The sequence below is a fragment of the Rhizobacter sp. J219 genome (assembly GCF_024700055.1).
Lineage (GTDB): Bacteria > Pseudomonadota > Gammaproteobacteria > Burkholderiales > Burkholderiaceae_C > Rhizobacter.
Map to the genome: position 1 here is coordinate 1762595 of NZ_JAJOND010000001.1, position 24120 is coordinate 1786714.

Sequence of the window (24120 nt, forward strand, 5' to 3'; positions counted from 1 at the left end):
CTTCAACGCTTGCAGGTCACTGGGCAGGTGCAGCCGCACCGTCCCGCAACCCCGACGAGTAGTGCAGCGCCCCTTCGGCGTCGACCACCACCGCATCCACACCCGGCTGCGACTCGACGAGTCGCATGCCGGCTTCCAAACCCATCACGAACAGGCACTTCGACAGCGCCTCGCTGGTCAACCCGTCGGCCGCGAGGATCGTCACGCTGCGCAGCGCATGCGGCGAACGGCCGGTGCGCGGGTCGAGCAGGTGGTGATGGCGCACGCCGTCTTCCATGAAGAAGCGTTCGTAGTCGCCCGAGGTCGAGATCGAGGTGTCTTCCAGCGGCAGCACCGCCACCACCCCGCTGTCGCGGCGCGGATCACGGATGCCGATGCTCCAGGGGCGACCCCCGCGGTCACCCATCACATAGCTGTCGCCACCGGCCGCGACCGAGGCGTTGGTGATGCCCATGCGGCGCAGGATGGCCACGCTGTTGTCGACCGCATGGCCCTTGGCGAAGCCGCCGAGGTCGATGCGCACACCCTCGCGGGCGAAGCGCAGCGTGCGCTGCTCGCGGTCGAGGATGAGGTGGCGCCAGCCGACGGTCGGCCGGGCGGCGGCCACCGCCTCGTCGCTCGGCCTGATGCCGGCGCGGTAGTCGTAGAGCTGGCCGACGCCGGCGTAGGTGATATCGAACGCGCCATCGGACAGCTTGGAGAAGTCGATGGCCCGCGACACGAGACGCGCCATCTCGGCGCTCAGTGGCACGGCATGGCGTGCGGCCTCGCGGTTGATGACCGACAGTTCGGAGTCCGATTTGTGCGGGCTCATGGTGCGATCGATGCGATGCATCTCGGCCATCACCCCGGCCATCGCCGCTTCGCCCTGCTCACGCTCGGGGGCCCACAGCTCCACACGCACGGCGGTGCCCATGATCGCTTCTTCACGGCTCATCCACTCGCCCTGTGCGTGTGAACGCCCCCAGGCGCGGCCGAGGGTGGCCGCTGCCTTCGCGATGGGCTTGGAGGCGCCGAACAGCATGGCTACTCCAGTCGCTCCGAACGGTTGCTGATACGGGTCAAGATGCGCTCCGGGTTCTTGTCTCAGGCTTCGGAGTGCGATCTGCGCACCCGATGCCCTCTTTGTCGTCGGCCGGATCATCGACCCTGAGAAGCGAAAAAATAACGTCAATAGTTGGCAAACGTGAGCAGGCTTACATACGGTCGCAGAAGATACGGAGTGGCCTTTGGTGTATGCGCGCTTGCTACAAGAACGGAACTTGCGCGCAACGGAAGTGCACTCAGGCTGCGCAGATAATCCGCCCTTGGCCACTGGCGTCATCCGCCAGGCCTCAACCCCAACGCGAGCCCCTGCTCACATGAAACCTCGACACAAGCGCATTGCGATCATCGTGGGTGCACTCGCCGGCCTCGGCGTCGCCACGGGCCTCGTGCTCAACGCCCTGCAGAGCAACGTCGCGTTCTTCTTCACGCCGACCCAGGTCGCTGCCGGTGAGGCGCCGAAGGGCCGCGCCTTCCGCGTCGGCGGCATGGTGCGCGAGGGCAGCATCCAGCGTGACCAGATGACGGTGCACTTCGTCGTCACCGACACCGCGAAGGACGTGCGCGTCACCTACACCGGCATCCTCCCCGACCTCTTCAAGGAGGGCAAAGGCGCCGTGGTGCAAGGCAAGCTCAACGCCAGCGGCGAGTTCCAGGCCACCGAGGTGCTCGCCAAGCACGACGAGAACTACATGCCGCCGGAGGCCCAGCACGCGGTCGACCAGGCGCACAAGGCGGCCAAGACCGTCGACAAGAAATAGCCACCGGCAACACAAGAGAGAGACAAACCCCATGACCCCAGAACTCGGCCATCTGGCCCTCATCCTGGCGCTGCTGGTGGCGCTGGTCCAAGGGGTGCTGCCGATCGTCGGCGCGCACCGCGGCCATGCAGGCTGGACGGCCATCGCCCGCCCCGCGGCGCAGACGCAGTTCCTGCTCGTCGCGTTTGCGTTCGGCTGCCTGATGTATGCCTTCATCGCCAACGACTTCTCGGTGAAGTACGTGGCGCAGCACTCCAACTCCAAGCTGCCGACCGCCTACCGCGCCGCAGCCGTCTGGGGCGGCCACGAAGGCTCGCTGCTGCTGTGGCTGCTGATGCTGACCGGCTGGTCGTGTGCGGTGAGCCTGCTGTCGCGCCAGCTGCCGCAGGCGATGGTGGCGCGAGTGCTGGGGGTGCTGGGGCTGGTGTCGATCGGGTTCCTGCTCTTCATGCTGCTGACCTCCAACCCGTTCGACCGCCAACTCCCCGCGGCTCGCGACGGCGCCGACCTCAACCCGCTGCTCCAGGACCCCGGCCTCGTGGTGCACCCGCCGATGCTCTACATGGGCTACGTGGGCTTCTCGGTGGCCTTCGCGTTCGCCATCGCCGCACTGCTCGCCGGCCGGCTCGACGCCGCCTGGGCCCGCTGGTCGCGCCCCTGGACCAACGTCGCCTGGGTCTTCATGACCCTCGGCATCGCGCTCGGCTCGTACTGGGCCTATTACGAGCTGGGCTGGGGAGGCTGGTGGTTCTGGGACCCGGTGGAAAACGCCTCCTTCATGCCCTGGCTGATCGGCACGGCGCTGATCCACTCGCTGGCCGTCACCGAAAAGCGCGGCAGCTTCAAGAACTGGACGGTGCTGCTCGCCATCGCCGCTTTCTCGCTGTCGCTGCTGGGCACCTTCCTCGTGCGCTCCGGCGTCTTGACCTCGGTGCACGCCTTCGCCACCGACCCCAAGCGCGGTGTCTTCATCCTTGCGTTCCTGGTGATCGTGATCGGCGGTTCGCTCACGCTCTTCGCGTGGCGTGCGGCCAAGGTCAGCATGGGCGGGGCCTTCGCCCTCTTCTCGCGCGAGACGCTGCTCCTGGTCAACAACGTGCTGCTGGCGGTGGCCTGCGGCTCGGTGCTGCTGGGCACGCTCTACCCGCTGCTGATCGATGCGCTCGGCATGGGCAAGCTCTCGGTCGGCCCACCCTACTTCAACTCGGTCTTCGTGCCGATCATGCTGCCGCTGCTCTTCCTGATGGCGATCGGGCCGCTCGCCCGCTGGAAGCACGCCGACGCACGCGAGATGGCCCAGCGCCTGCGCCTGGCCGCGGTGATCGCCGTCGTCGCCGGCATCGGCCTGCCCTTCCTCGTGGGGCAGTGGAGCCCGCTGGTCGCGCTGGGCCTGCTGCTCGCGGTGTGGATCTTCGCCAGCACCGCCTTCCAGATCCGCGAGCGGCTGCGCTCGGGCTGGCCGCCGCGGTCGTTCTGGGGCATGCACATCGCGCACCTCGGCATGGCGGTGTTCGTGGTCGGCGTGACGATGGTCAAGGGCTACGAAGTCGAGAAGGACGTGCGCATGGTGATGGGCGACACCGTCGAGATGGGCGGCTACACCTTCCGCCTCGACGGCGTGCGCCAGGTCGAAGGCCCCAACTACACCGCCATGCGCGGCGACGTGGCCTTGCTGAAAGACCAGGTGGTGCTGCGCCATCTGCACCCCGAGAAGCGCAACTACTTCTCCTCGCAGATGCCCATGACCGAGACCGCTATCGACACCGGCTTCACGCGCGACCTGTACGTCTCGCTCGGCGAAGCGCTTGACCCGCAGGGTGTGGCGTGGAGCGTGCGCGTCTACTACAAGCCCTTCGTCACCTGGATCTGGGGCGGCTGCCTGCTGATGGCTCTGGGCGGCGGCATCGCCGCGGCCGACCGGCGCTATCGCCTCAAGCAGAAGAGTGCCGTGGCGGTGCAGGGGGCGCCCGCATGAAGAAGCGCTACCTGCTGATCCCGCTGGCGCTCTTCATGGTGCTGGCGGTCTTTCTCGCGATCGGCCTCAACCGCGACCCGCGCGAGGTGCCCTCGCCACTGGTCGGCAAGCCCGCACCGGCCTTCACCCTGCCGCAGCTGCACAAGGAAGGCAGCTTCAGCCCGAAAGACATGGCCGGCAAGGTCTGGCTGCTCAACGTGTGGGCGTCTTGGTGCGTGTCGTGTCGCATCGAGCACCCGGTGCTGGTCGACCTCGCCAAGCGCAAGATCGCCCCGATCGTCGGCCTCGACTACAAGGACCAGCGCCCCGAGGCGCTCGCCTGGCTCGCTCGCCACGGCGACCCGTACGAGCTGTCGGCGGTCGACGCCGATGGCCGCGTGGGCATCGACTACGGCGTCTACGGCGTGCCCGAGACCTACGTGATCGACAAGGCCGGCGTGATCCGCTTCAAGCAGATCGGCCCCGTCACCCCCGAGGTGCTGCAGAAGAAGATCCTGCCCCTCATCGAAGAGCTGCAGAAATGAGCGCCAGACACTTTTTCGTGGCGCTCTCGCTGGCGCTGGCTGCAGGCGCCCTGCCCGCCAAGGACGCTGCCCCGCTCGCAGAAGACCCGGCGGTCGAAGCGCGCCTGGTGCACATCAGCGAAGAGTTGCGCTGCCTGGTCTGCCAGAACGAATCGCTTGCCGGCTCGCGCGCCGACCTGGCGCTCGACCTCAAGCGCGAGATCCGCACCCTCATCAAACAAGGCAAGACCGACCAGGAGATCCGCGACTTCCTGGTCAGCCGCTACGGCGATTTCGTGCTCTACCGTCCGCCCGTCAAACCGACGACCTGGCTGCTGTGGGGCGGGCCCTTCGTGCTGATGCTGGGCGGCTTGGCGGCGCTGATCGCCTTCCTGCGCCGCCGCAAACCCGCCGAGGCGGTCCTCACCCCCGAAGAACAACGCAGGGCCGAGGCCCTGCTCAATGACAAGCGCGAGCCGCTGGCCTCGCAAAAGGGAGACTCTTGATGGGCGGATTCGTCCTGGCCGCGGCCGTGCTGGTCGTGGCCACCCTGGTGGTGCTGCTGCGCCCGTGGAACCGCAGCCCCAAAACCACCACCGGCAGCACGGGCGAGGTCAACGCCGGCGTCTACCGCGACCAGCTCGCCGAACTCGACCGCGATCTCGCCGCCGGCACGATCAGCGCCGAAGACCACGCCCAGGCCCGCGCCGAACTGCAGCGCCGCCTAATCGACGACGTGTCGGCGACCGACACTCCGGCCGCCGCAAGCGCCGGCATGAAGCGCACCTCGTGGCTGCTCGTGCTCGTGATCCCGCTCGGCGCCGCCGGGCTTTACGGCTGGCTCGGCACGCCGGCCGCGCTCGACCCGCTCGTCACGCAGGCGCCGACGCAGCAGAACGTCGAGAAGATGGTCGCGGACCTGGCCGCGCGCATGGAGAAGAACCCCGACCCGCGCGGCTTCGTCGTGCTGGCGCGCAGCTACCGCGCGATGGGCCGCCTGCCCGAGGCCGAAGCCGCGTTCAACCGCATCGGCCCGGTCCTGCAGGAAAACGCCACGCTGCTCGCTGAATACGCCGACGTGCTCGCCACCCGCGCGATGGGCAACTTCGACGGCAAGCCGATGGAGGTGCTGAACCAGGCGCTGAAGCTCGAGCCCGAGAACCCGATGGCGCTCTCGCTCGCCGCGACCGCGGCCTACAACCGCAACGACTTCGCCCAGGCGATCGCGCGCTGGGAACAGCTGCTGCGGATCCTGCCGCCCGATACCGACGACGCACGCTGGCTCACCGACGCCATCGCCAAGACGCGCGAGCAGATGGCCGGTGCCGGCGGTGCCAAGCCGGCGGCGCCCACTGCGACCACCACGCCGGCCAAACCGAGCACCGCCGCCGCGGCAGGCACCAGCGTGAGCGGCCGCGTGAGCCTCTCCCCCACGCTTGCGGCCAAGGTCCAACCGGGCGACACCGTCTTCATCTTCGCCCGCAACCCGCAAGGCTCGCGCCTGCCGCTGGCGGTACAGCGCACGCAGGTGTCGGCCCTGCCGTTCAGCTTCAAGCTCGACGACAGCATGGCCATGAGCCCCGAGGCGAAGCTCTCCGGCGCCAGCGAAGTGCGCATCGAAGCGCGTGTCTCGCGCAGCGGCAACGCGACGCCGCAGTCGGGCGATCTCATCGGCGCGAGCGCCACGGTGAAGCCGGGTGCGGCCGGCGTCGACGTGCTCATCGACCAGGTGCGGCCGTGAGGGCCTGAGCGGCATGGCCGCCACTGAGCTGCATCGCTGCGAGGTGGCATCGACGCCCTGGCCCGGCGTCTACCTGACGCAGATCGAAAGCTCGCGGCATTTCCCGCGCCACTGGCACGACACCTTCGGGCTCGGCCTCATCGACGATGGCGCGCACTGTTCGGCCAGCGCCCGCGGCACGGTGCAGGCCTATGCCGGCCACCTGATCAGCACCAACCCGGGCGAGGTGCACGACGGCCGCCCGCTGGGCGCGCCGGCGCGGCGCTGGCGCATGGTCTACATGGACGGCGCCGCCCTGCAGGCCAGCACCCAGGCGCCAGGTGACACGCCAAACCCGTCTCTCGTGCTGACACAGCCCGTCTTCGCCGACCCCCGGCTGCGCCTGGCGCTGCAGCAGCTGTTCGCGCTGTTGCTGGGCGGCGTCACACGCCGCGGCGGCGACACCCTCGCCCGCGATGAGGCCTGGGCCCATGTGTGCGGCCGCCTGCTGGCGCAGCACGCCAACCTCGCCACCCGGCCGCACGGCCCACCCGCCCCGATGGACCGCGTGCGCGACCGCCTCGCCGACGACCTCGCCCAGACCCCCTCGCTCGCCGAGTTGGCCACCCTGGCCGGGCTCAGCCGCTACCAGGTGCTGCGCCATTTCGTCCAGGCGCATGGTCTGCCGCCCCACGCCTGGCCGCGCCAGCAGCGTGTGGCACGCGCCCGCACGCTCATCGCACGCGGCGCCGGCCTGGCCGACGCAGCCCTCGCGAGCGGCTTCGCCGACCAGAGCCACATGACGCGCAGCTTCGCGCAGCAACTGGGCTTCACCCCCGGCGCGTGGCGTCAGGCCGCCCTGCAATAGCGTTCAAGACCGAAGCCGTGCGTGCGCCGAGACTGGCGCGATCACCACCACCGCTTCTTTGCCTTGTCATGACCGCTGCTGAAGCCCCCCATGCCTACGTCCACGGCTACCACGACCGCGAGCAGCAACGCCTGCACGACCAGGCCCGCACGCTGTCGGACCTGCTGCACCACGACACCCACTACCCCACGGGCAGCCGCGTGCTCGAAGCCGGCTGCGGCACCGGTGCGCAGACGCTGACGCTTGCCGCCCAGAGCCCGCAAGCGCACTTCACCTGCGTCGACATCTCGCCTGCCTCGCTGGCCATGGCGCGCGAGCGCGCCGCCGCGGCCGGCCTGCACAACACGCGCTTCCGGGAAGCCGACCTGCGCGCCCTGCCCTTCGCCGCGGCGTCGTTCGACCATGTGTTCGTCTGCTTCGTGCTCGAACACCTGGCCGACCCGGTCGGTTGCCTGCGCACGCTGCTGCAGCTGGTGCGACCGGGCGGCACGCTGACCGCCATCGAGGGCGACCACGGCTCGGTGATGTTCCACCCCGAAAGCGCCGCCGCACGCCACGCGATCGACTGCCAGGTGCAGCTGCAAGCCCGTGCGGGCGGCAACGCCCTGATCGGCCGCCAGCTTTACCCCTTGCTGCAGGCGGCGGGTGCTGCGCAAGTGGAGGTGTCGCCGCGCTTCGTGTACGTGGATGCGAGCCGGCCGGCGTGGGTCGACGGCTTCACCCGCAAGACCTTCACCGCCATGGTCGAAGGTGTGCGCGAGGATGCGATCGGCGCCGGCCTCACCCGCGCCGACGCGTTCGACGAGGGCGTGCGCGCCTTGCAGCGCACGGCTGAGTCCGATGGGGTCTTCTGCTACACCTTCTTCAAGGCTGTGGTGCGGGTGCCGTGACCGCCGCATGGCAGGCCACGCTCCGCGGCAGCGGCAGCTCGCCCGCGATGCGTCTCCACAGCGCATTCCACGCCGGCCAGTCGTGCCCGCCGTCGGCGGTGAACACCCGGGCCGGCGGCAAGGATTGGCTGAACAGGCGGTTGTTGTAGGCGAATCGGTCGTCGACGCCGTAGCCCTGCACGATGTGCAGTGGCCGTGCCTGTTGGGTCTGCCCTTTCAACCAGCGCCACAGCCGGCTGTCGAGCTCCTCGTCGGCCCGGCGCTGCGGCGCAGGCCACTTTGCAAGACCGCCGGCGTTTTCGATCTCGAGCGCCGTGAGGCGGGTGCCGAGGTAAGGCGCCAGCAGCACCACGCCATCGAGTGCCTGCGGATGCTCGTCGGCATAGAGCATCGCCCCCACCGCCCCGAGCGAGATGCCGACGATCCAGACGCGACGCACACCGCGTGCACGTGCGGGCTCGATCACGTCGGCATGCAGGCGGTCGATGATGGTGCGGCTCTGGTAGTAGCCGGTGTGCGCATCGACCAGCACCACGTCGGCGGCGACCTGACGCTCGCGCAGCGTGCGCACGAAGCCTTCGCGCAGGAACTCCTCCGGCAGAGAGTGGGTGCCGGGCAGCATCACCACCAGCGTGTCGGTCGGGCCGCAGGGCGCGGGCTGCGCCAAGGTGCGCATGGGCACCTCCATGGGCCGGTTGTTCGCGCAACCCGCCAGGCCCAGTGCGAGCACGGCAACGGCAGGCCAGACCGTGGAACGCATCTTCATCATCGTGTGCTGAAAAAATCCCAGATCACATCGGTGGCCGAGATCGCGGTCGACCCCTTGCCGCGGCCGCGCGGCTTTTCGCCACCGGGCCAGGAATGCCCGCCGGTCTCGGTGACGCACAGCTTCACCTCGGCGCCGCCTCGGCATCCGGTGTAGGCCTCGCACATTGCGCCGGGCTTGTCGAGCACCCGCGTGGGTTGGGGCTGGCAGCCGTTGAGCTGCACCCATTTCGCGACGGAGTCGGGCACCGACACGAAAGACGTCACCGCACGCGATTTGCGGCCGGCGCCACCGTCGAACAGCTCCAGTTCGTCGTCACGGGCGTGGATGTGCAGCACCGACACGGGCGATGACGGCTGGCAGCTGCGCGTGTTGTCGGTGCCGGCCACCGCCGCGATGGCACGGAAGGTCTCGGGCATCTCGCAGGCGAGGCGGTAGCTCATCATCGCGCCGTTGGACATGCCGCTCGCATAGAAGCGCTTGGCGTCGATGCCCGGCTGCATGCTCAGGCGCTTGACGATCTCGCGGATGAAGCCCACGTCGTCGGCGTTTTCATCGCGGGCGAGTCCACAGCAGTGGCCGGCGTTCCAGGTGGCGAGCCGGCCACCGCGAAAGCGGCTGTAGCCGTTGGGGAACACCGCCACGTAGCCGGCCGCGTCGGCCTTCGAAACCTGGCCGTAGAAGCGGTCGTCGGCCTGGAAGTCCATCGAGCCGCCCCCGCCGTGCAGCGAGAAGACCACCGGCATCGGTTTGTCGGCGCTGAAACCCGGCGGCACGTGCACACGGTAGTGCCGCGTCTTGCCGCCGTGCTCGAACGAGAACGTGTAGTCGCCCGGCCCCTTGATCGCACCATCGCCCGCGGCATGGGCGGGTGCGGCCAGCGCCATCGTGGTCGCCAGCAACGCCATCCAGCGCACAAGGCTCACTTGTTGCCCTTGGCGGCCTCGGCCTGCCGCTTGTATTCGTCGTGCGGCATGTTGGCCTTGGCCATGCAGCGCTGCTGCTCCTGCATGTCGACGATCTTGCGGCACTCGTTGCGCTGCATTTCCTGGCCGGTGCCATAGAGCTGCTGCGACGAGCAGGCCTGCACCATCAGGACGGTGACCACGAGGGGAATGGATCGCACCTGCGCCTCCTGCGAAAGAAGAAGGCGCCACCATACTGCATCTTCATGGCACGGCGAGGGCGGTGCCGGCAAGTGCCGGGTTCGCGCTCAGGGTCGGCGTCTGCAGCGCGCGTTGCGAGGGCGCCCGCGGCACCCGCTTGAGCAGGTCGCCCACCCGCGGGCCGACATAGCGGAAGGCGCTCTGCAGCGTGACCGGCGCACCGGGCGCCGCGGCGGCACGGCCCGACAGCGCTTCGATCAGGGCGTAGGTGAAGGCGCCATGCTGCGGCGTGTTGCCGGCCGGGTCGGGCGGGATTTCGTACGACAGCTGATCGCCCTGCGACGACGACAGCACCGCGATCTGCGCCGCCGCGCTTCGCTTGGACAGGGCATACGGGTCGTTGCGCCCGTCGGCGCTTCCGGCGTGGCAGGTGTCGAGCACGAGGATGCGCTTGCCCGGCACACGCTTGAGCAGCGCATGCAGCTCGGTGCCGCTCATCAGGCTGGCGGCGGCGCGCACGTCGACCGGCTGCCCGGGCTTGGCGCTCACCACGGCGAGCAGGTCCTGCTGGGTCGTGTCTTGCGTGAGGAAGTAGTACTCGCCCGAAGCCGGGTCGGGCGTGAAGCCGTGCGAGGCCACGAAGACGAGCACGGTGTCGTCGGGGCTCACCTGCTCCAGCTCCTTCAGGCGCGAGACGAGGTTGGCCTTGGTCGGCTGGTCGGGTGTGCCGTCGGCCAGCAGCACGGTGCTCACACTGCTGAAGAGCTTGCCGGTGTGGCGGGTGAGCACCGCGGCCAGCTCGCGGGCGTCGCGCGTGGTGTTGGGCAGCTGGGTGACACGCACCTTGCAGTCGCCGCGCGCTTCGCAGGCGAGCACGCTGTCGAAGCGAGACACACCGGTCACCACCAGCCACAGCTTGCCGGGCCGCGCGCGGCCGGCGGCTGGTGGCGCGAGCGGGGCCGATTCGTCGATGCCCAGCGAGCGCTCGGTCTCGGCCTCGACGCGGATCACCGAGCCCGCGCCGTGCACCCGCGCGGTCACCGTGCGGACCAGGCGCTGCGCATCGCCCGGCGCGACCCGCCGCTCGGCCGGGCGCAGCACCGGCACGCCGTCGACATATACCCCGACTTCGTCGATCGGCTGGCCGGTGGATTCGGCACTCAGGCGCACCGCCACCGTGCCGGCCTCGGCGCCCGGCGTGATCGCCTCGATGCTCACGCGCGGCGCGGCCATCTGGCGCAGCGTCTCGGCCAGTTGCTGCGCGCTCGCGATGGCGGCCAGCGTGGCCGGCCGCAAGGCGGCGCGCACGAGATCGGGCCGGTAGAGGCGTCGCTCGAACTGCACCGCACGATGGAAGTCGGGGCTGCGGTCGTCGCCACGGTTGACGAGCCAGCCCACGTACTGGTCGCCCTGCGGCGACGAGGCGTAGTAGCCGTCAGCCCGCCAGGCCACCCAGTCGCTGCCGTTGTTGTGCACGAAGAGGCCCAGCAGCTCGCGGCCACTGTCCACGCCAAACCAGCGCAGCGTGCCGTCGCCAAGCGCCACCACCACCTTCCTGCCATCTGCGGTGATGAGGGTGTGGTACGCCGGTGCGCCGAGGTACGGTGGGTTCTCCCAGCCCTTGAGCGGGCGGCCTTGTGCATCGACCAGGTGCAGGCGCCATTGCGTGCCGAAGGCTGCGATGGGCTGGGAGGCGTGCACAGCCCAGCTGCGCACGCTCTCTTCGCGGTCGAGCACCACGGTCTTGCCATTGACGCGCGTCGGCTCACGGTAGGCATAGATGCCGGTGGCCGTCTCCACTTTCACGGCGCCGCTGCGCCGCGCCGGCTGCAGGGCCGGGTCGTCGAGCGCTTCGGTGGACAACACGGCCAGCTGCTGGGGTGCAGCCAGGTTCACCCGCAGGCGTGAGGCATCGCCGCGCGACAGCACCAGCGACTGGCCGTCGGCCGACACACGCAAGGCGTTCGCATCGGCCCGCTGGCCGTGGAAATCGATGTTGTGAGGCAGGCGCTGCTGCGGCTGGCCGTCGCGGTCGATCACCACCTGCCCGTCGTCCCCCACGCGCGTGAGCGAAGGCACGGTGGTCGCCAGCACGATGCGCCCTTGCGGCAGGGGCAGCATGTTGCTGATCTGCTGGCGGCCCACGTTCCAGCGCTCCAGCGGGCCGGAACGCACATCGCGCACACGGTAGACCGGGGTGGGTCCGTCGCCTGCCACGTTGCCATTTACATAGAGCGTGCTGCTGTCGGGCGACCACGCGATGCAGCACAACGACTGCTGGTCAGACGCCTCGGGCCGCAGCGTGCGCCGCACCGCGAGCGTGGCCGCGTCCATCACCGTGACCTCGGGCTGCTGGTGTCCACCATCGGACTTGTAGCGCACGCCGAACGCCAGCCACCGGCCGTCGGGCGAGAAGCGGATGCCGCCCAGCTCGGAGCCGGTGCACTGCGGCTGGCCGGCGGCCACCGGCGGGTACTGCGCCCGGAACGCGAGGGCCATGTCGCGGCCGTAGACCCGCACGCAGCCGTCTTCGGATGTCGTGGCCAGGCGGCCGTCGGGACCGTGGTGCACGAAGGTGACGGGCCCGCCATACGCGGCGTCGCCCCCCGCCGGCGCGCCGCTCTCGGCATCGATCAGCTGCAGTCCGCCCCGGCCCAACCCGACGGCGAGTCGCCTGCCATCGGGCGAGAGGTCGAGCGAGACCACCACATCGTTGTCGAAACGACCGAGCTTGCCGGTGATGCGCCCCCGCTCCGCATCGACCACATAGATGTGCGCCGCCTTCGCCCAGGCCCAGCCGGTGATGCCGGCCACGTAGACGCGTTGCCCGTCACGGCTCACCGCCAGCCCGTAAGGCGTGCCTTCGATGCCGGGCTCGGCCGGCAGGTACACGGTGCGCAGCAGCTGTAGGTCGGCCATGCGCCAGATGCGCAGGGTCTTGTCGGCCGAGACGGTGTAGAGCCGCGTGTGAGCCGCATCGCCGCGGATCTGACCGAGCGGCGCGTTGTGCATCTCCTGCACCAGTCGCAGCTGCGGCGTGGCGCTCGGCACCGCGGCCATGCACCACGGGCCGGCCAACGCGAGCACAAGCGCGAGCCAGGCCCGCCGCAAACTCACGGCCCTCCGCAATCGCGCGCAGCACCGCCCTCGGCCGGCGTCGACTGCACCACGCCGGGCGCGCACACGCTGGCGTTCGACGAGGTGGCGAGGCGGTAGCGCTTCTTGAACACGTTGACCGCCGACCCGGGCACTGCGCCGCCGCGGCCGAGGTCGGCCTGCCCGGAGGGCCGGGCGCCGAAGATAACATCGCTCGTGCCGGGGGCGGCAGCACCGGCGTCAGCGATGACCGCCCCTGCCCCTGCGGTGTCTTGCGCGCTGCGGTCGTCGACGCTTGGCGGCATACCGGCGCCCCCTTGCCCGCCGGGGATGACCACGCCACCTGCGTTCACGCCGGTGGCCGTGCCGGCTCCGGTGCTGCCCGCCGTGCCCGTGGTCAGCGAGAAGCCGGTGCCGACGCCGGTGAAGCCGACGGTGCTGTTGTTGAAACCGGGAATGCCGCTGCCGCCGGGGATGATGACGCCGGTGAAGGAGTCGGTCTGCCGGCGCCCGTTGGCCGAGTCGATCACGCCATCGAAGACGAAGACGCGCGTGCCGATGATGTCCGAGCCATACAGGTGGTTCGCGCCGATCGAATCGACCACGATGTTGTCCAGCTGGAACGACCTCGGACCATCGGTCGGCACGGGACTCAGAAACGGATCGTCATTCGAGTCCAGGCGGTACACATAAGAGGGCCTCAGCAGCCGGAAACCCGGGGTGACCGTTCCATTGGTTTGCAGGCCCGTTGTCGTGGACCCGCCGGCATGGCTGGGATACAGGCCTGCGCGGAAGTCGACACCGTGCGCCACCCCTGCCGCGCCGCGTGCGATGCTCGGCGCGGCGTCGACCAAGCGTACCGTGACGAGGGACCCAGGGCTGCCTGTGCTTGGAAGCGGGACGAGGCTCCAGTCGCTGACGAGGTTGGCCCCAGGGGGAAGCGGCGTCGAAGGCAGGGCGCCAGTAAATCGCGCCGAGATGAACTCGGCCTGGATTCGTTCGGCCGAGTTGAACTGGAACAGGAACTCGGCTCCGACCGCGACCACCTCTGCCGGCTGCACGACGCCGCCAATCTCGTAGGTCCTGACGAGCTGTGCAGGCCCCTGCACGGTGAAGCCGGCATCCGGCGACACGCTGCTCGGGAAGCCGACGGTGTCGATGTCGAACCCACCGAGGAAGAAGTTGGCACCTCCGAGCAGCACATGGACCCTCGACGACCACACGCGCGTCGAGATGTCGCCGCTTTCCTCGAAGCCCAGCAATTTGAGGCCGATGCCCTGGGTCGCGCCACGAACCACCGGATCGTCCGGATCCTCCGACTGCACCGGATTCGTTTGCACAGGCGTCGTGTGCAAGGACGTCAGCCGCGGTGCGAAATTGCCGATGCGGATGGGGGACCCCGGCACATACGGCCGAGGTGTCGTGGGCACCGTTCGCGGCAGGGCTTCTGCCACGCCGGCCAAGGTCATGGCGATCGAGCCGCCGCCCACCACGATGTCGCGATCCTGCCCAGGGATGACGGTGGTGGCGGCGACCAGGCGGCCGCGGTTGTCGTACGCCCCTGCGCCGATGCGGTAGTCCTGGTAGTTCGCCACGTTGTTGGCGATCTCGATCTTGGCGATCTCGGTCGGCTGCGGCACCGCCACCTGGCGGCCCGCGTCGGTGTATTCGCTGGCGTTGCCCTGCACACCACTCACCTGGAGGCCGGACGACACCTCGACGCCGGCAGCATTCACTTCGAAGACGCGGATGTCGTCGACGCCGGTGCTGACCGCATCGGAGCGGAACCCCGCCATCTGGTAGTTTCCGCCCGCGGTGCGCACACGCACGCCCATGTCGTCGACGACGAAGCCGGCGGCGTCGACCGTCGCGGTACGGGGCGTCGTGCCCTCGGTCCATGAGAGCGTGTACACGTCGACCGGCAGCCGCGCCATCTCGGCCGTGTTGTCGAAGAGCCCCAGCGTGCGGCCACTGATGCGGATGCCATAGCCGATCTTCTGGCGCACACCGCCCACCACCGTGTCGTAGCCGCGCGAATAGACGCTGTTGCCGAGGTAGACCCCGTCGGTCGCGCCGGTTCCGGTGCTCGTGAGCTCGATGTCGCCCTTGTTCACGGCGATTTCGTTGTTGCTGACGATGTAGCGGCCTGCAGTGATCCTCAAGCCAGGCAAGAGGGAAGTCGGGCTCTCGTTGCCGTCCAGGTTGAGGCCGTTGACCTCCACCGAGCCGAGCGGCGCACTGATCTCCACACGGCCGACGTTGGGCCGGTACTGCGCCTGGTAGCCGCTCGCATAGTCGACATAGCCGGTGGTGAGCTGCACGTTGTTGCCGTTGAACGTGCCCTCGAGGCGCCCGCCCAGGCCACGCTTGAACACCACGTCGCCCGCGTCGGAGCTCACGTCGACACTGTTGTAGGCGATGAGTTCTCCCACCTCGACCCGGTTCTGGCCGTTCACGCGGACGATCGAACGCGAAGCATGGTTGCCGGCGTCCAGCGTGGCGTTGGCGGCCAGGCTTGGGTCGTCATAGGAGGCGAGCACCGTCACGGCGCCATCGGCAGAGCCGAGGTCGATGGTGCCCGAGCGGGTCTGGATGTCGCCGTTGATGTTCATGTCGCCCCGACTGCGCAGGGTCACGTTGACCGCATCGCCTTCGGCCCGGATGCCGGCGTTGCCCAGGGTCAGCGTGCCGTTGTTCGAGGTCACCGTCACGCCACCAGTGGCACCTGTGGTGGCAATGCCGGCGCCGTCGAGCAGGGTCACGTTGCCTTCGGCTTCCACCCGCACCGGCCCGCTGCTGAAGAGCGAGGCATTGCGCAGCGTCACGGTCCCGGCACTGCTGTCGATCGTGATGCCCCCCGACCCGGCCGACGCGCCGGCGACGTCGATCGCGTCGCGGGCGGTGATCGACACCGAGGTGGGCACGCCGCCGACGCCGGTGATGGGCCGCAGCGTGGGCGTGGCCGACGCGTCGGCCACGAAGCGCACGCCGCCGGCATCGGCCTCGATACCCACGCTGCCCCGCGCCAGTACCGTCGCCGCAGTGACGCCGGTATGGCCATCGAGCAGCACGTTGCCGCCCGCCTGCACGTTGATGGGCGCGGTGGTGGTGCCGACCTGTCCGGCATCGGCATGCAGGATCACGTTGCCGGTGCTTACCAGGCCCCCCTGGGACGCACTGCTGCCGAGCGAGGTGATGTTGCCGCTGGTGGTGGTGATGTTGACGCCACCCGCCCCGGTGTTGGCACCGGCGAGGGCCACGGCCCCCGCAGCATTGACCGTGAAGCCCTCGGCGGCCCCAGCACCCGCGCCCGTCACCGCCTGCCGCACGGTGACACCGGCGCCGGTGGAGGTGAGCGTCGCCGTGCCGGTGCTGATGACCGCACCCAGGTCGATCGCCTGACCCGCCGTCGCGCTCACCGTGCCCCCGGACACGAGCCCGATGTTGCTGGCGGCGGTGGAGAGGGTCGTGCCCGCCGTGACGCTCAGGTTGCCGGCGTTCGTCTGCAGGACCGCACCCGCAAGGCTCACCCCCGCATTGACACTGCGCACCGTCGCGTTGCCCTGCACCAGCGCGCCGTTCAGCGTCACCGCGCCGGCGCCCTCGACGTTGAGGCTCGCGACCGGCGCCACTGCCCCATTTGTCGTGGCCGCCACCAGCGCATTGCGCACCGTCAGCGCGCCATTGGCACTGCGGATGTCGACCGCCCCGCCACTCAACACCTGCCCGAGGTCCACCCCCGCCCCCCCGCGCAGGTTGGCCGCGCCGCTGCCGGTGTAGAGCACCGTCCCGTCGGCCTGCGTCAGCGTGCCACCAGTCGCCGTGAGGTTGAGCGCCCCGTTGTTGAGCACGATGTTCTGGTTGACGGTCAGGTTGTTGCCGGCCGTCAGCGTGAGCCCGCCGCCGGCCACGCCGCCACCGCCCGTCACGAGACCGTTGACCTCGGCGTCGACCGTCACGTTGTTGTCGGCCGCGAGGTTGACGCTCGCGCCGCGTGTGAGGAAGAAGCGCAGCTGGTCGGCGGCGATCTGCGAGTCGCCCGAGCCGGTGCTGGCGATGGTGAGGTTGAGCGGGTCTAGCAGCAGAGAGCCCTGCCGCCCGTTCGCCGCGAACACATCGACCTCGCCCTGGAAGCCGAGCGTGCCTTTGGACGACACCTCGACCTGGCCTGCATCTCCGCGCACGCTTCCGCCACTGGCGGCAATGCGCCCATCGAACTGCGTGCGCTGGTCTGACCACAACACCACCGTGCCGCCCTGCCCCTGCGTGCCGCCGCTCGCGTCGAGCGTGGCCCCCTGCGCCACGTTCACCTGATCCGCATGCGCCAGCGTGCCGCGGCCTTGCCACTCGCCGCCGACCGCGATGCTGCCCTGCCCGCCGGTGGCCGCGAGCGACGCGCCCGACTGCAGTGTGACGTCGCGGCCGGTGACCTCGATGCGCCCGCCCTGCCGATCGCCCGAGGCGTCGAGCGTGCCGCTCACGTTCACACGCGTGTTGGCGTCGCCATGCAGCGAGATCACGCCCTGCGCCTGGGTGAACGAGGTGGCGCGCACCACGCCGCTCAGGTTGATGAGGTTGTCGACCAGTTGCTTCACGGTGGCCACGCTCAGCTGCACTCGTCCGCCGTCGGCGACGATCTCGCCGCTGTGGTCGACGCGCGCCGCCAACGGCTGCCCCTGTGCATCGGTCAACGCGCCCATGGCCGCGGGGTCAACGATGAGGTTCACGAGCTTGTCGCCATAGAGGTCGAGCACGAAGGCATCGCCACCCGCCAGCGCCACCTTGCCCAGCCGCGCGGTGATGACGCCGCTGTTGGCCACCTGGCGGCCCACGAGGGCCGCGAAGCCGCCTTCGGCCACGGTGATGCGGCCCTGGTTCTCGACCGTCGCGCCGGGCTTGCCCGGCTCGGTAAAGTGCAGCCGACCGGCCATGAAGTCGGCGTTGCCGAGGTTCGACGTGGTGGCGGTGAGCGCCCCCACGTCGACCTGCGCCGTGCGGCCGAAGAGGATGCCGTTGGGGTTGATGAGCAGCACCTGCCCGTTGGCGGTGATGCGCCCGAAGATCGCCGACGGGTCGTTGCCGACCACGCGGTTGAGGATGGCCGAAGCTCGCGTTGGGCTGCACGAAGTTGACGGTCTCGGCGGCGCCCACGTTGAAGCTGCGCCAGTCGATGGCCGCGCGCTGCGAGCCCTGGGTGATGGTGGTGAGCGCGCCGTTGTGCTGGATCGACGCCTGCCCGGCCGTCACCGTGCCGCCTTGCGGTGCGGCAATCGCCAGCGGCACGGCCGCGAAGATCGCGGTGGCGGTGAAGACGCGCGAGATCTCCAGCGCCAGAGGGTGGGGACGGAAGGGCTTTTGGGTCCGGGCGGCGTGTTTCATGTCGTGCCTTTCAGAAATCGATGCCCAGGCCAGCGAAGACGCGGGCCTTTCGGTTGCCTTCGCTGGCGACGTCCTTGCGGCCGGGCTTGGCCACTTCGAGGTAGCCACGGGTGCGGGCGGGGCCGCTCACGCGCACGCCCAGGCCGGTCGACGACAGCGAGGTCTCGATCGCCGGCCCGGTGGCCTGGCGCCGCTGCACCTTGCCGCTCTCGCCGTAGGCGTAGAGCGTCGAGGCGATGCGTGCGCCGCCGAGGTCGTAGCGCAGCTCCAGCTTGGCGGCCGAGCCTTTCTCGCCGATGGCCTCCGACGGGTCGAACGCGCGCAGGAAGGTCTCGCCCCCCAGCCCCAGCTGTTCGGCGGTGGGCAGCCTGTCGCTGGAGCCCTGGGCCGTGGCCGCGACGAGCGCGGACCAGTTGCCGGCAATGCTCTGCAGGCGCGCGGCGTAGACGGTCCAGCGGCTGAATTGCGGATTGGCCGAGCCGGGGGGCAGGTCGCCCTGCTTGTCGGCCCCGAGGCTCGACAAGCCCTTCGACCACTCCACGTCGAGCAGCGAGATGCCGCCCCAGCTGTCGGCCAGGTCGCCGGTCATGCCGACCCGCAGCGCGCGGATGTGGTCTTCGCTTGCCACCGTACCGGCCACTTCGGCGCTGTTGTCGTAGGCCGCGAGCGTGCCGCGCAGCGACAGGTTGTGCTGACGGCTTCGCAGCACGGCTTGGCTCAGGCCGAGAGAGAGGTTGTCGCTTCGCGTGTCGATGTTGCTGAGTGCCACGTCGGTCTCGGGCTGCGAGCGCGAGGCCGAGGCGCCCAGGTTGAACTTGAGGCCGTTGTGGCCGATCGGCATCTCGGTCGCATACGAAAGCATGTTGAGCCGATCGTCGCCCGAGCCCACCCAGCGCAGGCTGTGCCGGTCGAAGCTGCCGATCACGCCACGCACCTCGGCCGAGGCTTCGAGGCGCAGCCGACCCTGCGAAGGCGAGCTGCGGTTGTGCGCGGAGAACGAGAACTCGCTGCGCTTCTGGCTCGCGACCAGCTCCAGGTCCGACGCATTCGGCGTGGCGCTCGCCCGCAGGTTGGCCTGCGACGACACGCCCGGCAGTTCGCCGATGAGCAACAGGCTGCGCTCGAGCGTGGCCAGTTGCAGCGGGCGCTCGGTGCGCACGCGTTCGAGATACGGCGCGAGCTTGGCGGGGGCGAGGCCGGTCACGCTGGCCTGGCCGATGAAGCCTTCGATGACCTGGATGCGCAGCACGCCGACGCCCACCGTGCGGATGTCCTGCGGCGGGATGATCGCCTGCGAGAGGATGTAGCCCGCGGCCCGGTATCGCGCGGAGATGGTGGCCGCGATGCCGAAGGCGTCGGCGAGCGTGATGGGCTTGCCCACGAGTGGCGTCCACGCGGACGACAGTGCCTGCGTCGACAGCACGGTGTTGCCTTCGACCTGCACCTCGCCGAGCAGGAAGCGCACTTCTTGCGCTCCGGGCGGCACCTGCTCGGGAAAGCGCGGCGCGTCGATGCGCACGCTGTCGCGGCGGATGGGCTCCGGCGGCGGGCGTGTGTCACGCTCCACCCGGCCCGGTTGCGAGGCCCCCGCCTGGGCCCAGGCGCCAGCTGCCGGGCCGAACAACGCTGCCAACACGCATGACAGCGACAGCCAACGTTTGTGTTCCAAGGCACACCCCCGAATGAGCGCGGCGATGTTGCGCCGCCGCCCATCCGAAGCACATCCCGCATTCGTAGGACGAGTGACTTCCGTCATGCCGGCTCGGTGTAGACCTCGGTGCGGCACCGCGATGGATGGTGTAGCGTTGCCGCCGCATCACCTGTCCGCTTTCTCTCCATTCCATGCCTTCGTTCCGCAACAGCCTGCTGCTGTGCACCACTTCGATGCTGCTGGCGCACGGCGCCCAGGCCCAGTCCCCTTCGTGTGAGCTGCTGAAGCAGACGCTGGCCTCACGCATACCGCCCGAGATCAAGGGCTACGCGATGGACGATGTGCCGGCGCGCACGCCGGTGCCTCCCGGCGGCAAGGTCATCGGCACCTGCGAAGGTGGTGCGCGCAAGGTGATCTACCGCCGCTTCGGTGGCGCGCCGCTGGCAAGCGACGGCGGCAATCCCGCATCGACGCCCGCTCCAGCAACCCAGGCTGCGACACCCGCGCCGACTCCGGCGCCGACACCTGCGCCCCGTCCTGCCTCGGCACCCGCGCCGATGGTGGCGCAGAAAGAGCCGCCGAAGCCCAAGCCTGAGCCTGTCACACCGCCCAAGCCGCCGGCACCGTCTACCCTGCCGGCACCGGTCGCGGTCGCGCCAAAACCGGCGGCCGTGCCAGCGCCAGCTCCGGCCCCCGCGCCTGCGCGTGTGGCGCCGGTGGCCTCGTCGCCGGCCCCCTTGGTGGTGGCCGCGGCCAAACCCACGGCGGTCGACAAGCCGGCCGAACCGCTCACGGCCCGGGCGGCACCTCCGGCCCCCGCTTCTCTACCAGCCGAGTCGCCGGCACTGCGCGCCACGCCAGCCTCCGACAACGACGAACCCGGCTTCCTCAGCACCTACGGCCACTGGCTCTGGCTGCTGCTAGCCCTACCGTTCGTGGCGTGGCTGTGGTCGTGGGTCAGTCATCGCATGGCCTACGACTCGGCCGGTCTGCCGCGCGGCCCGCGCCTCTGACTGGCTGACAATCGCGGCTTTTGCTTTCGACCGCACGCCCTCATGACCCAAGAGAAGACCGACGAGACCAAGCCCGCCCTGCCCGACCATCTGTCGTGCGACCCTCGCAGCCCGCACCACGTGGCGGCCGTCTTCGAGCACCCGATCGGCATCCGCCTCAACGGCAAGGAGCGCCACGACGTCGAGGAATACTGCATCAGCGAAGGCTGGGTGAAGGTGCCCGCCGGCAAGACGCTCGACCGCAAGGGCCAGCCCCTGCTCATCAAGCTCAAGGGCACGGTCGAGGCCTACTACCGCTGACGCGGTTCCCCGCTGAATTCTTCGACCCTCAGTCCGGTCAGTGCGAGAGGGACCAGGTGGCCACCTGTCGGTCGGCCTGACGCATCAGCGCCTCGCCGTCGGCGCCATAGCGGAAGGCGCTGAGGAAGTCGTCGAGGCGGTAGCCGGGCTGCACACGCTGAATGGCCGCGGCCATCTCGATCGCCTGCTGCTTGCGCCCGGCCATCGCGAGGCAGTGCTTGGCGATGCTCATGATGTGCACATGGGCGTTGGGCCGCGCCGCGGCCTTCATCGCCCAGTCGGCAGCTTCTTCGTAACGGCCCAGGCGCAGCAGGGCCAGCGCGCGGGTGCCGAGCATGGCGAAGAGCATCGGATCGAAAGGGCTCAGGTCGCGTGCATGGTCGGTGGCGGCGATGGCGAGTTCGGGGTCACCGGTCTGCGAGTGCACGAAGGCACGGGTGTAGTGGCCGTGGGCGAAATTGGGGCTCAGGTCGACCGAGGTGTCGAAACCGGCGATGGACTCGTCGATGCGCCCGCGCAGCCAGTGCGCCCGCCCGAGCGCCCATCGTGCCGCGGGGTCGAGGTCGTCGGCCATCAGGCCTTGCGACGCGCTACGGTAGGCCAGCTCCTCGGCCTCGGCGCGGTCGGTCCAGCCGAGGAAGGCATCCTGGAAGTGGGTGAACGAGAGGCCGGCGTAGGGCCGCGCGAAGCTCGGGTCGAGCTGCACCGCGGTCTGGAAGAAATGGCGCGCCTGCTCGTTGTCTTCGCGGTTGAAACGCATCATGTGCCAGAGGCCGCGGTGGTGGGCTTCCCAGGCGTCGAGCGAGTTGGGTGACTTGAGGATGGCGCGGTTGCGCTCGGCCACCTCGATCTGGCTCGACAGCGCAGCCACGATGTGGTCGCCGATCTCGTCGAGCACGCCGAAGGTGTCGCCGACACGGCCCTGGAACACGTCGGCCCACAGCACGCGGGCGGTGCGCGTCTCGCTCAGCTGCACCGACACCGTCAGTCGCCCGCCGGGCTCAACGCGCAGCGAACCGCCGGCCACGTAGTCGACGTCGAGGCGGCGCGCCGCGTCTTCGGCGCCGATGCGCCGCTCGTCGAGCGCGAACACCGTGCCTTGCGCGATGACGAACACGCTGCGCAGCTTGGCCAGCCGGGTGATCACGTCGTGCGCCAAGCCGTCGCCGAGACCGCCGCGTGCGCTCACGCCGCGCGAGCGGTCGCTGAAGGGCATGACCGCGAGCGACGCACGCCGGCTACGCGCGGGAGTGGGTGGTGTCGGCTCGGGCGCCGCCATGATGACCTCGACCGTGGCCGCGCCCGCCAGACGCGTGTGGCGCTGCTTGGCGGCACGCCAGGCGTGGCCGATCACGCCCCAGTCCTGGCCCTCGGCTTCGTACTGGCGGGCCACGGTGGCCAGGTGCTCGTCGCCCTCGCGCAAGCGGCCGGCAGCGGCCAGTGCGTTCAACAAGCCTTCGTGGGCGCGGCCGTCGAAAGGGGCCAGGCGCAGCCAGGCCTCGAAGCTCGGCACGGTGTCGTCGGCCGTCAAGGGCAACGACAGGGCCAGCCGCTCCAGTACCGCCGCATGCGCCGCACGGAACCGACGCCGTTGCGCCGTGAGCCAGGCGGTGTAGGCGGTGCTGCGAGGGATGTCCAGGCCTTCGAGGAAGTCTCCGCGGAAGCTCGTGGCCCAGGCACGCAGCTCATCGGCGCTCAGGGTGCCGATGCCGCCCTGCAGGGCCTGCACGAGACGCGGAGCGTCGACTTGCAGCGCGCTCAGGTCGAGCCGCACGCTCTCTCCGTCGGCCACGATCCGCGTCTTGCCTTCTTCATCGAGCACGCCGCGCAGCTTGCTCAGGCACCAGCGCAGCTCTCCGCGCGGATCGTTGGGCAGGTCCCAGAGCAGCTCGCACAGGTGGTGGCGCGACACGGCATGGCCGGCCAGCGCCAGGTAGGCCAGCAGCGCCCGCACCTTGCGCGACGAGGGCAGCACGACCAGGCTGCCGGCACGGCTGAGCACGAGCGGGCCCAGCAGCTGCAGCCGCAAACCGCCGGTCCCCGTGATGGCCTCGCTTGTTTCCACGCCAGTTCCCACGCTCATTTCCACGCTGGTTTCAACGCACCACTTCGACAGTCCTGTCTACGGTCACACCGCGAACAGAACCCGGTGGCCGAGCCTGTCAACACAAACCTTTGGAGCCCATGTGATGAATGCATTTTCCACCGCGACCGCTGCCGCCGACGCCAGCGACCCCGACTTCGCCGCCATCAAGACCCGCCAGCAGGCGGCCTGGTCGTCCGGCGACTATGCCGTCGTCGGCACCACCCTGCAGATTGTGGGCGAGTCGCTGTGCGAAGCGCTCGACCTGCGCTCGGGCCAGCGTGTGCTCGACGTGGCCGCCGGCAACGGCAACGCGACGCTCGCCGCCGCGCGACGCTGGGCCGAGGTGACCTCGACCGACTACGTGCCCTCGCTGCTGGAGCGCGGCCGCGCCCGTGCCATTGCCGAGGGCTTCTCGGAGATCGACTTCCGCGAAGCCGACGTCGAGGCCCTGCCCTTCGACGACGCGAGCTTCGACGTGGTCGTCTCCACCTTCGGCAACATGTTCGCCCCCAACCATGCGCGGACCGCCAGCGAGATGCTTCGGGTGTGCCGCCCGGGCGGCAAGATCGGCATGGCCAACTGGACGCCCGAGAGCTTCATCGGCGAGATGTTCAAGGCGCTGGGCAAGCACGTGGCACCGCCGGCCGGCGTGAAGTCTCCCGCGCTGTGGGGCTCGCGCCCGCACCTGGCCGAACTCTTCGAGGCGCATGGCCAGATCCGCGCCGAGTCGCGCCAATTCATGTTCCGCTACCGCTCGCCCGAGCACTTCCTGCACGTCTTCAAGAGCTGGTACGGCCCGGTGCACAAGGCGTTTGCCGCACTCGACGTCACCCGGCAGGCCGTGCTCGCCGACGACCTGCTCTCGCTGATCGCGCGCTTCAACCGCGCCGACGACGGAACGATGGTCGTGCCCAGCGAGTACCTGCAGGTCGTCATCACCCGCGCCTGAACACCCCACCCCT

Annotated in this window: 17 protein-coding genes and 1 pseudogene; 10 read left to right on the forward strand and 8 right to left on the reverse strand. The window is 69.8% G+C overall.

Annotation, left to right across the window (positions count from 1 at the left end; genetic code table 11):
• Positions 1–16 precede the first annotated feature (16 nt).
• Positions 17–1024, reverse strand: a complete 1008-nt coding sequence (locus tag LRS03_RS08005; protein ID WP_257824866.1) for an FAD:protein FMN transferase — start codon at positions 1022–1024, stop codon at positions 17–19.
• Between the two features lie 337 nt (positions 1025–1361).
• Between LRS03_RS08005 and ccmE the strand changes: the two genes are divergently transcribed.
• The 7 genes from ccmE (at position 1362) to LRS03_RS08040 (ending at position 7761) form a co-directional block, all read left to right on the forward strand.
• Positions 1362–1805, forward strand: a complete 444-nt coding sequence (gene ccmE, locus LRS03_RS08010) for a cytochrome c maturation protein CcmE (protein ID WP_257824867.1) — start codon at positions 1362–1364, stop codon at positions 1803–1805.
• A gap of 31 nt (positions 1806–1836) precedes the next feature.
• Entirely contained in the window at positions 1837–3780 is a 1944-nt protein-coding gene (locus tag LRS03_RS08015) for a heme lyase CcmF/NrfE family subunit (protein ID WP_257824868.1), read from the forward strand.
• The gene (locus LRS03_RS08020) at positions 3777–4304 is read left to right on the forward strand and encodes a DsbE family thiol:disulfide interchange protein (RefSeq protein ID WP_257824869.1); all 528 of its coding nucleotides are present in this window, start codon (positions 3777–3779) and stop codon (positions 4302–4304) included. Before LRS03_RS08015 ends, LRS03_RS08020 begins: the two co-directional genes overlap by 4 nt.
• A complete protein-coding gene (locus tag LRS03_RS08025; protein WP_257824870.1) occupies positions 4301–4789 on the forward strand; it encodes a cytochrome c-type biogenesis protein in 489 nt (162 codons plus the stop codon). The genes LRS03_RS08020 and LRS03_RS08025 overlap by 4 nt, the downstream gene beginning before the upstream one ends.
• Positions 4789–6024, forward strand: coding sequence for a c-type cytochrome biogenesis protein CcmI (ccmI, locus tag LRS03_RS08030; RefSeq protein ID WP_257824871.1), 1236 nt, complete (start codon positions 4789–4791; stop codon positions 6022–6024). Before LRS03_RS08025 ends, ccmI begins: the two co-directional genes overlap by 1 nt.
• A 13-nt stretch (positions 6025–6037) precedes the next feature.
• Positions 6038–6871 (forward strand): AraC family transcriptional regulator, encoded by an 834-nt coding sequence (locus tag LRS03_RS08035; RefSeq protein WP_257824872.1) that lies wholly within the window; start codon positions 6038–6040, stop codon positions 6869–6871.
• Positions 6872–6939: 68 nt separating this feature from the next.
• Entirely contained in the window at positions 6940–7761 is an 822-nt protein-coding gene (locus tag LRS03_RS08040; protein WP_257824873.1) for a methyltransferase domain-containing protein, read from the forward strand.
• Here LRS03_RS08040 and LRS03_RS08045 read toward each other — a convergent pair.
• The 6 genes and pseudogenes from LRS03_RS08045 to LRS03_RS08070 all read right to left on the reverse strand — a co-directional run bounded on the left by LRS03_RS08045 (position 7736) and on the right by LRS03_RS08070 (position 19777).
• On the reverse strand, positions 7736–8527 hold the full coding sequence (locus tag LRS03_RS08045; RefSeq protein ID WP_257824874.1) for an alpha/beta hydrolase: 792 nt from the start codon (positions 8525–8527) through the stop codon (positions 7736–7738). The genes LRS03_RS08040 and LRS03_RS08045 overlap by 26 nt on opposite strands.
• Positions 8527–9453: an extracellular catalytic domain type 1 short-chain-length polyhydroxyalkanoate depolymerase gene (locus LRS03_RS08050; RefSeq protein ID WP_257824875.1), complete on the reverse strand. Its 927-nt coding sequence runs from the start codon at positions 9451–9453 to the stop codon at positions 8527–8529. Before LRS03_RS08050 ends, LRS03_RS08045 begins: the two co-directional genes overlap by 1 nt.
• Positions 9450–9653 carry a hypothetical protein gene (locus LRS03_RS08055; protein ID WP_257824876.1) on the reverse strand — a complete coding sequence of 68 codons (204 nt, stop codon included), beginning with the start codon at positions 9651–9653 and terminating at the stop codon, positions 9450–9452. The genes LRS03_RS08050 and LRS03_RS08055 overlap by 4 nt, the downstream gene beginning before the upstream one ends.
• A 43-nt stretch (positions 9654–9696) precedes the next feature.
• Positions 9697–12750: a caspase family protein gene (locus tag LRS03_RS08060; RefSeq protein WP_257824877.1), complete on the reverse strand. Its 3054-nt coding sequence runs from the start codon at positions 12748–12750 to the stop codon at positions 9697–9699.
• Positions 12747–17837: pseudogene (locus tag LRS03_RS08065) on the reverse strand (two-partner secretion domain-containing protein); the annotation flags it as partial. The pseudogene LRS03_RS08065 and the gene LRS03_RS08060, both read right to left, overlap by 4 nt.
• A 281-nt stretch (positions 17838–18118) precedes the next feature.
• The gene (locus LRS03_RS08070) at positions 18119–19777 is read right to left on the reverse strand and encodes a ShlB/FhaC/HecB family hemolysin secretion/activation protein (RefSeq protein WP_257824878.1); all 1659 of its coding nucleotides are present in this window, start codon (positions 19775–19777) and stop codon (positions 18119–18121) included.
• 173 nt (positions 19778–19950) lie between these two features.
• Between LRS03_RS08070 and LRS03_RS08075 the strand changes: the two genes are divergently transcribed.
• Together LRS03_RS08075 and LRS03_RS08080 are read left to right on the forward strand one after the other, a co-directional pair.
• On the forward strand, positions 19951–20772 hold the full coding sequence (locus LRS03_RS08075; protein WP_257824879.1) for a DUF1161 domain-containing protein: 822 nt from the start codon (positions 19951–19953) through the stop codon (positions 20770–20772).
• A 42-nt stretch (positions 20773–20814) separates the two neighbouring features.
• Entirely contained in the window at positions 20815–21072 is a 258-nt protein-coding gene (locus tag LRS03_RS08080; RefSeq protein ID WP_257824880.1) for a DUF3297 family protein, read from the forward strand.
• 37 nt (positions 21073–21109) lie between these two features.
• Here LRS03_RS08080 and LRS03_RS08085 read toward each other — a convergent pair whose 3' ends face one another.
• On the reverse strand, positions 21110–23155 hold the full coding sequence (locus LRS03_RS08085; RefSeq protein ID WP_257824881.1) for a transcriptional regulator: 2046 nt from the start codon (positions 23153–23155) through the stop codon (positions 21110–21112).
• A 106-nt stretch (positions 23156–23261) separates the two neighbouring features.
• On the opposite strand from LRS03_RS08085, the gene LRS03_RS08090 reads away from it, so the two are divergent.
• Positions 23262–24107: a class I SAM-dependent methyltransferase gene (locus LRS03_RS08090; protein ID WP_257824882.1), complete on the forward strand. Its 846-nt coding sequence runs from the start codon at positions 23262–23264 to the stop codon at positions 24105–24107.
• Positions 24108–24120 lie beyond the last annotated feature (13 nt).

Bases quoted from the DNA above. Each gene is read 5' to 3' on its own strand.
- LRS03_RS08025 (WP_257824870.1), top strand. From the start codon at position 4,301: ATGAGCGCCAGACACTTTTTCGTGGCGCTCTCGCTGGCGCTGGCTGCA.
- LRS03_RS08075 (WP_257824879.1), top strand. From the start codon at position 19,951: ATGCCTTCGTTCCGCAACAGCCTGCTGCTGTGCACCACTTCGATGCTG.
- LRS03_RS08005 (WP_257824866.1), bottom strand. From the start codon at position 1,024: ATGCTGTTCGGCGCCTCCAAGCCCATCGCGAAGGCAGCGGCCACCCTC.
- LRS03_RS08015 (WP_257824868.1), top strand. From the start codon at position 1,837: ATGACCCCAGAACTCGGCCATCTGGCCCTCATCCTGGCGCTGCTGGTG.
- LRS03_RS08085 (WP_257824881.1), bottom strand. From the start codon at position 23,155: ATGAGCGTGGGAACTGGCGTGGAAACAAGCGAGGCCATCACGGGGACC.
- LRS03_RS08020 (WP_257824869.1), top strand. From the start codon at position 3,777: ATGAAGAAGCGCTACCTGCTGATCCCGCTGGCGCTCTTCATGGTGCTG.
- LRS03_RS08035 (WP_257824872.1), top strand. From the start codon at position 6,038: ATGGCCGCCACTGAGCTGCATCGCTGCGAGGTGGCATCGACGCCCTGG.
- ccmI (WP_257824871.1), top strand. From the start codon at position 4,789: ATGGGCGGATTCGTCCTGGCCGCGGCCGTGCTGGTCGTGGCCACCCTG.
- ccmE (WP_257824867.1), top strand. From the start codon at position 1,362: ATGAAACCTCGACACAAGCGCATTGCGATCATCGTGGGTGCACTCGCC.
- LRS03_RS08080 (WP_257824880.1), top strand. From the start codon at position 20,815: ATGACCCAAGAGAAGACCGACGAGACCAAGCCCGCCCTGCCCGACCAT.
- LRS03_RS08045 (WP_257824874.1), bottom strand. From the start codon at position 8,527: ATGAAGATGCGTTCCACGGTCTGGCCTGCCGTTGCCGTGCTCGCACTG.
- LRS03_RS08090 (WP_257824882.1), top strand. From the start codon at position 23,262: ATGAATGCATTTTCCACCGCGACCGCTGCCGCCGACGCCAGCGACCCC.
- LRS03_RS08040 (WP_257824873.1), top strand. From the start codon at position 6,940: ATGACCGCTGCTGAAGCCCCCCATGCCTACGTCCACGGCTACCACGAC.